Below are 8,735 nucleotides of genomic sequence, written 5' to 3'. Positions count from 1 at the left end.
GCCGATCCATAGGTCGCGGCCCTACTTTTTCCCCACGCCTCCCATCGATGTCTTCCTCAGCACCTGGCGCGCCGATCCGATCACGCTCGGCGTGCTCTTCGTGGCATCCGTCGCCTATCTCCTCGGCGTCCGCCGCGTGCGTCGCCGGGGCGAGCCGTGGCCGGTCCGCCGTACGATCGGCTTCTTCGCGCTCGGGTTGCTTCCTTACGCCGTCATCGAGCTCGGCTTCCTCGGCGTGTACTCCGCGGACCTGCGCTGGGCGTTCTCCACGCGCATCGCGCTGCTGATCTTCGCCGTGCCCGCGGGGATCGCCGCCGGTCGTCCTCTCGACCTCGTCCCTTCCGCCCTCCGCGAGCGTGTTCTCGCCTCCCGGGTCACCCGCATCTTCGGCAACGCGATGGTCGCCACCGTCGTCATCGCGGCGGTGTTCTGCCTCTTCCTCACGCCCGTGGCCGGCATCCTGCGCGTCAATCCCGTGGTCGAGGCCTCCCTCGGCATCGTCGTGCCCCTCGTCGGGCTCGCCATGGTGCTGCCGATGATGGCCCTGGGCGCTGTGCACACGGGAACCTTCATCGCGATCGAGTTCCTGCTCGCGTTCGTCGAGCTGCTGATCGACTCGGTTCCGGGCTTGCTCATGCGGCTCAACGACAATGTGCTGGATCTGATCCCGGATGCCACGCGCGCGGTGTCGTGGTGGCCGTCGACGCTGCACGATCAGCACCTGGCCGGCGACTGGATCTGGTTCATCGCCGAGTTCGCCGACGTCCCGATCCTCGTGATCCTCATGATCCGGTGGATGCGCAGCGACCGCGTCGAGGCGAAGAGCTTCGACGACCTCTCCGACGAGGAGTACGACGAGATGACCCGCGCTCACCTGCGCGGCGAGCGTTGACCCGCGCTCTCCTCGCCGACAGGCTGGGGGAGTGCCCACCCACGAAGACGTCGACGCGTTCCTGACCGACACCCTGGTCGGTGACGACCCCGTTCTGGATGCCGTGCTCCAGACGCAGCACGACGGTGGCCTTCCGTCGATCGAGGTCGCTCCCGTCAACGCCAAGTTCCTTCACCTGCTGACCCGCATTGCGGGCGCGCGGCGGGTGCTGGAGGTCGGCACGCTCGGCGGCTACTCGAGCATCTGGTTCGCCCGGGCGGTCGGGGCGGGAGGACGCGTCGTCACGATCGAGGCCGAGCCCGCCAACGCGGAGATCGCGCGCGCGAACCTCCATCGCGCCGGGGTCTCCGACCGGGTCGAGGTGCGCGTCGGTCGCGGGGCCGACGTCCTCCCCACCCTGGAGGGCGAGGAGCCCTTCGACCTCGTCTTCATCGACGCCGACAAGGAGTCGAACACCGTCTACCTCGACTGGGCGGCGCGGCTCGGGCGCCCCGGCACCGTCGTCGTGCTCGACAACGTCGTGCGCGGGGGAGAGGTGGCCGACGCGGACACCCCCGATTCCAAGGTGCAGGGCGCCCGCGCGGGCCTGCTGATGCTGGGGCAGGATCCGCGGTTCGACGCCACCGCCCTGCAGACGCTCGACCGCAAGGGCTGGGACGGGGTGGCGGTGGCGATCGTGGTGGACCCCTCAGTCTGAGGAGGTCCCTGAACGCAGGGGAGGTCCCTTCGCGCGGGGAGGTTCCTGCGCGCGGTGAGGTCCCTGCCGGCGGTGAGGTTCCTGCGCGCGGTGAGGTCCCTGAGCCTGTCGAAGGGACCGGGCGCACGCGCTCACCGGTGGCTTCGACAGGCTCAGCCACCTCGTGCACGACCCGACCGCACGCCCGCCGAACGACATCACTAGACTCGACTGCGGACCGACGACGCTCCGCCCTCTTCCACCCAAGAACCAACGAGGAGTCCTTCGTGGCACTTATCGAGGCTGTCAACGCGCGCGAGATCCTGGATTCGCGCGGCAACCCGACCGTCGAGGTGGAGGTGCTCCTCGACGACGGCATCGTCCAGCGTGCGGCCGTCCCCTCCGGCGCGTCCACCGGCGCGTTCGAGGCCTACGAGCTGCGCGACGGCGACAAGAGCCGTTACGGCGGCAAGGGCGTGCTCAAGGCCGTCGCCGCGGTCGTCGACGAGCTCGGCCCGGCCATCGAGGGCGTCGAGGCCAGCGAGCAGCGCATCATCGACGAGATCCTCATCGAGACCGACGGCACCGAGAACAAGTCGCGCACCGGCGCCAACGCCATCCTGGGCGTCTCGCTCGCCGTCGCCAAGGCCGCCGCCGACAGCGCCGACCTCCCCCTGTTCCGCTACCTCGGCGGCCCGAACGCGCACCTGCTGCCCGTGCCGCTGTTCAACGTCATCAACGGCGGCGAGCACGCCGACAACGGCATCGACTTCCAGGAGTTCTTCCTCGCGCCCATCGGTGCCGACACCTACGGCGAGTCCCTCCGCTGGGGCACCGAGGTCTACCACGTCCTCAAGGGCGAGCTGAAGTCCGCCGGCTACAACACCGGCCTCGGCGACGAGGGTGGCTTCGCCCCCGACCTGCCCAGCAACCGCGAGGGTCTCGACTTCCTCATCCGCGCGATCGAGAAGGCCGGCTTCACCCCCGGCAAGGACATCGCGGTCGGCCTCGACGTCGCTGCCACCGAGTTCTACAAGGACGGCGTCTACACCGTCGAGGGCAAGGAGTGGAGCGTCGACACCCTGGTCGACTACTTCGCCGACCTCGTCGCGAACTTCCCGATCGTCACGATCGAAGACGCGCTCGCCGAAGACGACTGGGACGGCTGGAAGAAGCTGACGGATGCCATCGGCTCCAAGGTCCAGCTCGTCGGCGACGACCTCTTCGTCACCAACCCCAAGCGACTGAAGCAGGGCATCGACCTGGGCGTCGCGAACTCGCTCCTGGTGAAGGTCAACCAGATCGGCACGCTGTCCGAGACCCTGGATGCCATCGCCCTGGCGACCCGTTCCGGCTACACCTCGATGCTGTCGCACCGCTCGGGTGAGACCGAGGACACCACGATCGCCGACCTCGCCGTCGCCGTGAACGCCGGCCAGATCAAGACCGGCGCTCCCGCGCGCAGCGAGCGCGTCGCGAAGTACAACCAGCTGCTCCGCATCGAGGAAGACCTCGGCGACGCCGCCGTCTTCGCCGGCCGCTCGGCGTTCCCCCGCTTCAAGGGCTGAGCGTCTGACATCGCGAGGAGGGGGCGCCGCGAGGCTCCCCCTCCTTCGTCGTTTCCGGGATTCTCGCGTGTTCGCTGAGACCCTCGACCGTCCGCGGCGCGTCCCCGGGGCGCTGCGAACGGGCGACGTAGACTCGGCTCGGCCCGTTCAAGGAACACGCGGGCGAGGACGAGAGGGGATGCCGTGGACCGACCGACGCTGCCTCCCCGGGGCTCGGCATCCGAAGGTCCTTCGGGTGCGAAGGGCAAGGCGGCTTCGGGCAGGGGTGCGAAGCCCAAGGGCGCGAAGACGCCCGCCGCGAAGACCGCTCGGACCAAAGCCCCCGTCGCAAAACCGCAGCCCGCTTCGCCGAAGCGTCCGGTCGCCGCGCAGCGCCGGGTCGACGTGCGGGGCTGGCTCGGCGGCATCCGCGTGTCGGGTTTCGTCGTCATCATGCTCGGCCTCGTGGTTCTCGGAACCTTCGTGCTCGTCCCGACGGTCGGGACGTACATGGATCAGCGTCAGCAGATCCAGGCGCTGAAGAGCGCGGTGGCTCTGAGCCAGTCCCAGGTCGCCGACCTTCAGGCCCAACGCGAACGGTGGTCGGACCCGGCCTACATCACGACCCAAGCGCGCGAGCGGTTGTACTACACGATGCCCGGCGAGGTCGTGTACCTCATCGACGACGACCTACCCGCCTCGACCGCTCTGCAGGAGCAGCCCGACGTGAGCGAGGACGTCGGGCAGACCCGTACCGACTGGATGTCGCAGTTCATGCGGTCGCTCACGTCCGCGGGCGCCGCTCAGGTGGTCGTCCCGACCGTCGGTGTTCCCGACCCGACGCCTGCCCCCGCCTCGACGCCCGCGCCCTGAGCGGGGCCTTCCCCGGCCGCGGCGTGACGTTCGGACGCGGCGCTCCGCCCTGTCGAGTGTTCGCCCGTGCGGGTGACGTCGTCACGCATAAACGCTCTTTGCTCACATAAACGCGAGCGCAGCGTGTTTCTGTGAGCGAATGGCGTTTATGGAGTGCGCGGGCGGGCCGCACCGCTGCCCGCGCCGCCTCGACCGCGCCGAACCACCGCCCGCATCGCTCTCCCGCAGGCCGGCAACACCGCCGGGTACCCTGGAAGCGATGACTTCTCCGCAGCTTCCCCCCGCCTCCGACGCCGACCTCGCCGTTCTGCAGACGCAGCTCGGCCGTGTGCCGCGTGGCGTCGTCGGCATTGCGGCGCGCTGTGTCTGCGGCAACCCCACGGTGGTCGCGACATCTCCCCGGCTCGACGACGGCAGCCCGTTCCCCACGTTCTACTACCTGACGCATCCCGCTGCGACGGCCGCGATGTCGGTACTCGAGGCCGGGCACGTCATGAAGGAGTTCCAGGACGAGCTCGCCGAGGACGACGACCTGCGCACCGCGTACCTCGCCGCGCACGAGGCGTATCTGCGCGACCGAGCGGCGTACGGCGAGCCCGACGAGATCGCGGGGATCTCCGCCGGCGGGATGCCGACGCGCGTCAAGTGTCTGCACGCTCTGGCCGGCCATTCCCTCGCCGCCGGTCCCGGCGTCAACCCGATCGGCGACCGCGCTCTCGCCCGCGGCACCTGGTCTCCCGAGCGGTGCGTCTGCGAGACACCCGGAGCCGGAGGATGAGACGCGTCGTCGCCGCGGCGGCATCCCTCGTCCTCGCGGTGATGCTCAGCGGGGCGACGACCGCTCCCGTGCCCGAAGACCCCACCGACAGCGTCCGCGCCTCGGAGTACTGGCTCGATCAGTACGGCATCCGGGATGCGTGGAAGACCACCCGCGGTGCGGGGCAGACGATCGCCATCATCGACACGGGAATCGGACGCGGGCCGACCGAGTTCAACGGTGCCGTCGCCGGCGGAACCGACGTGTCGGGGGCCGGCTCGTCCGATGGCCGCTCTCCGGTCGGCGCGGTGGACTCGAACCACGGCAGCTGGGTCGCCTCTCTCGCGGCTTCTCGGGGAACCGGGAACGGCCGCGGGATGATCGGTGTCGCCCCCGAGGCGGAGCTGCTGTCGATCTCGATCGGGTTCGGGGCCTCGGCATCCGTTCCCTTCACCGAACAGATCGCGAAGGCCATGCGGTGGGCCGTCGACAATGGAGCGACCGTCATCAACCTGTCGCTCACGACGAACACGCTCGACTGGGATCCCAGCTGGGACGACGCCTTCATGTACGCGTTCGACCATGACGTGGTCGTCGTCGTCGCCGCCGGCAACCGGGGAAGCGGCACCGACCGCGTGGGCGCCCCCGCGACCATCCCCGGGGTGCTCGCCGTGGGTGGCGTCGACCCGTCCGGACGCGCGAGCAGCGACGCGTCCACCCAGGGCATCACGATCGGCATCTCGGCTCCGAGCGAGCGCCTCCTGGGCGTGTCGGCCGACGGAACGCTCGCGCAATGGAACGGCACGAGCGGCGCAGCGCCGATCGTGGCGGGCATCGCCGCTCTCGTGCGTGCCGCGCATCCGGGAATGGATGCCAACAACGTCCTGAACCGTCTCATCTCCACCGCGAAACCGGCTCCGGGCACCTCGCCCGGACTCGACCTCCTTTACGGCTACGGTCTCGTCGACGCATCCCGTGCCGTCACGGCGGACGTCGACTCGGTGTCGGAGAACCCGCTCGGCAGTCTCGAGGACTGGATCCGCGTCTACCGCCGCGCCGACAGCGAGCCGAGTCCGACGCCCACGTCGGCGCCCGTCTCGATCCCGCCGCTCCCGCCGATCGAGGGGCCGCCCTCGGCGAGTTCGCCTCTGCTCCCGTCGCGCGATACCGTGCTGTACGGGTCGCTGCCGCTCGCGGGTGCCACGCTCGCCGCTATAATGATTGCGCTCGGCGTCAGTGCTGCTGCCCGGCGAATTCGAAAGGCGCGCATTCATCGCGAGCCGAGCCGCACCACAAACCAGGAGTCTCTCCCATCGTGACCAGCACCGTGCCCAGGATCCTCATTGTCGGCGGAGGCTACGCGGGTTTCTACACCGCGTGGAAGCTCGAGAAGCTGCTCAGCCGCGGCGAGGCCGAGGTCACCATCGTCGACCCGCTGCCCTACATGACCTACCAGCCGTTCCTCCCCGAGGTCGCGGCCGGTGAGATCGAGCCGCGCCACGTCGTCGTCGGCCTCCGTCGCCACCTCAAGCGCACCACGGTCATCGCGGGCAAGGTCACGGGCATCAACCACGCGACCAAGACCGCGACGATCACCCCCATCGCGGGCGACGAGACCTGGCAGCACGAGTACGACCAGATCGTCGTGACCGCCGGTGCCGTCTCGCGCACGTTCCCGATCCCCGGCATCGCCGAGAACGCGATCGGCCTCAAGACGATCGAAGAAGCCGTCGCGATCCGCGACCGCCTGACCTCGAACTTCGACAAGGCGTCGGTGCTCCCCGCCGGCCCCGAGCGTGACCGTCTGCTGACCGTCGTGGTCGTCGGCGGTGGCTTCGCCGGTATCGAGGTCTTCGCCGAGCTGCGTGCCTACGCGTCGTCGCTGCTGAAGTCCTACCCCCAGCTGTCGTTCGACGACACGCACTTCCACCTCATCGAGGCCATGGGCCGCATCATGCCCGAGGTGTCGCAGAAGACGAGCGAGTGGGTGCTCGCCGACCTCGCGAAGAAGGGTGCCTTCGTGCACCTCGACACGCAGGTCAAGGGTGCCGTCGACGGCATCATCGAGCTCTCCACGGGCGAGCAGCTGCCGAGCGACCTCATCATCTGGACGGCCGGTGTCATGGCGAACCCCACCGTCGTTCGTGGCAGCGACCTCCCCGTCGAGGAGCGCGGTCGCATCCGCACCCGCCCCGACCTGCGCGTCGGCACTGACGAAGAGTTCGTCGAGGGGGCCTGGGCCGCTGGTGACGTTTCGGCCGTTCCCGACCTCTCGGGCGGCGGCGTCGGTGGCTTCTGCGTGCCGAACGCTCAGCACGCCGTCCGCCAGGGCAAGCTCATGGCGAAGAACATCGTGGCGGTGCTGCGCGGCGAGGAGCCCAAGCAGTACTTCCACAAGAACCTCGGTGCCGTCGCCGGTCTCGGTCTCTACAACGGTGCCTTCCAGTCGGGCAAGATCGCTCTGACCGGCTTCATCGCCTGGCTCGCCCACCGTGGTTACCACGGCCTGGCCATGCCGACGTGGGAGCGCAAGTTCCGCGTGATCGGCGACTGGGTGCAGAACTTCGTCCACGGTCGCGAGATCGTCAACCTCGAGGCCGTGCAGAACCCGCGCGCGACCTTTGAGGAGTTCGCGGCTCGCCCGCGTCCCGCGGCTCCCGCCGCCGAGGCGCCCACGGCCGAGAAGAAGCCCGAGCCCGTCGCGGCGAAGTAAGCTTCCGCGTTCCGAGACCCCCGTGCCCTCTCTGGGTGCGGGGGTCTCGTCGTTCCCGGATGCCACGGCGCCGACGCCACGGCATCGGGTGCCGTCGTGCGGAGTTGATGATCGACTCGCTGTCCGGGTCGTCGTGTGGCGGCGTGTCGGGTGCGGACTCCGCCGGACGGTACGGCGGTGCCGTGGGGGTCTGGGTGGTTCCGGATGCCGCGGCACCGGTGCGGTGGCATCGGGTGCCGTCGTGCGGAGTTGATGGTCGACCCGCCGCTCGGCGCCGTCGTATGGCGGCGTGTCGGGTGCGGACTCCGCCGGACGGTACAGCGGTGCCGTGGGGGCTCGAGTGGTTCCGGATGCCGCGACCTCGGCGCGGTGGCATCCGGTGCCGTCGTGCGGAGTTCATGGCCGACGCGCCGCCCCGGCACGCCCGCTGGCGGCGTGTCGCGACCGATGTCCGCCTGACGGCCCGCCGCGCGTATGCCCGAGCCCTGGGGCGTTCCTCTTACCGGTACCCGGAGCTACCCGCGATACGGTTGAGCCTCGGGCCCCCGTAGCCCAATGGCAGAGGCAGGCGACTTAAAATCGCTTCAGTGTGGGTTCGAGTCCCACCGGGGGTACTGGCCCTGATCCACATCCGCTGAGAGTCCCCGCCACCCCCCGGTTCCCCGCCCCGGGCCACAGTTACACTGAAGGGCAATCTTCCGAACGGAGTGTGGGGACTTATGTGGGAGTGGCTCGTACCGGTCTTGGTGATCGTCGGCATCGTGGTGATCGCCGGCATCTACCTGTGGGCCACCTACAACTCGCTCGTCGCGCTGAACGTGCGCGTCGACGAGGCGTGGAGTGACATCACGGTCCAGCTCAAGCGCCGCGCCGACCTGCTCCCGAATCTCATCGAGACGGTGAAGGGGTACGCGGCCCACGAGAAGGCCGTGTTCGAGAACGTCACGCGCGCTCGTGCCGAGACGCTCTCGGCCGAGAGCCCCGCGGCCGCCGGCGTCGCCGAGGGACACATGCAACAGGCCCTGAAATCATTGTTCGCCGTCGCCGAGGCATACCCGCAGCTTCAGGCGAGCCAGAACTTCCTGCAGCTGCAGCACTCGATCGTCGACACCGAAGACAAGATCCAGGCCTCGCGTCGCTTCTACAACGGTGGCGTCCGCGAGCTCAACACGAAGATCAAGGTCTTCCCGAACAACCTGTTCGCCCGGCAGCTCGGCTTCAGCGAGCGGGAGTTCTTCGAGGTCGTCGACGGCGCGGCCATCGCCGAACCACCTCGC

The 8,735-nt window shown here is 69.4% G+C and carries 8 protein-coding genes and 1 tRNA gene; all 9 read left to right on the top strand.

All coding sequences use genetic code 11. The annotated features are described in order from the left end of the window. A partial coding sequence (locus tag P2P98_RS11760) for a cytochrome c oxidase assembly protein (protein WP_275800011.1) occupies positions 1-892 on the top strand: 892 nt, incomplete at its 5' end. 31 nt (positions 893-923) lie between these two features. Further along, positions 924-1,589, top strand: coding sequence for an O-methyltransferase (locus tag P2P98_RS11755; protein WP_275800010.1), 666 nt, complete (start codon positions 924-926; stop codon positions 1,587-1,589). Positions 1,590-1,855: 266 nt separating this feature from the next. Beyond that, positions 1,856-3,136 carry a phosphopyruvate hydratase gene (eno, locus tag P2P98_RS11750; RefSeq protein ID WP_058597836.1) on the top strand — a complete coding sequence of 427 codons (1,281 nt, stop codon included), beginning with the start codon at positions 1,856-1,858 and terminating at the stop codon, positions 3,134-3,136. Between the two features lie 183 nt (positions 3,137-3,319). Next, a complete protein-coding gene (locus P2P98_RS11745) occupies positions 3,320-3,988 on the top strand; it encodes a septum formation initiator family protein (protein WP_275800008.1) in 669 nt (222 codons plus the stop codon). A gap of 259 nt (positions 3,989-4,247) precedes the next feature. Further along, the gene (locus P2P98_RS11740) at positions 4,248-4,766 is read left to right on the top strand and encodes a DUF501 domain-containing protein (RefSeq protein ID WP_275800007.1); all 519 of its coding nucleotides are present in this window, start codon (positions 4,248-4,250) and stop codon (positions 4,764-4,766) included. Further along, positions 4,763-6,064 (top strand): S8 family serine peptidase, encoded by a 1,302-nt coding sequence (locus P2P98_RS11735; protein WP_275800005.1) that lies wholly within the window; start codon positions 4,763-4,765, stop codon positions 6,062-6,064. The genes P2P98_RS11740 and P2P98_RS11735 overlap by 4 nt, the downstream gene beginning before the upstream one ends. Beyond that, the gene (locus P2P98_RS11730) at positions 6,061-7,458 is read left to right on the top strand and encodes an FAD-dependent oxidoreductase (RefSeq protein WP_275800003.1); all 1,398 of its coding nucleotides are present in this window, start codon (positions 6,061-6,063) and stop codon (positions 7,456-7,458) included. The genes P2P98_RS11735 and P2P98_RS11730 overlap by 4 nt, the downstream gene beginning before the upstream one ends. A gap of 541 nt (positions 7,459-7,999) precedes the next feature. Further along, positions 8,000-8,072: transfer RNA gene (locus tag P2P98_RS11725), tRNA-Leu, on the top strand. A gap of 105 nt (positions 8,073-8,177) precedes the next feature. Beyond that, positions 8,178-8,735: LemA family protein (locus tag P2P98_RS11720; RefSeq protein WP_275800001.1), on the top strand; the 558-nt coding region annotated here is incomplete at its 3' end.

The sequence above is a fragment of the Microbacterium sp. Kw_RZR3 genome (assembly GCF_029222405.1).
Lineage (GTDB): Bacteria > Actinomycetota > Actinomycetes > Actinomycetales > Microbacteriaceae > Microbacterium.
Note: the sequence above shows the minus strand (reverse complement) of the source record. Positions and strands in the feature narration are given on the sequence as shown.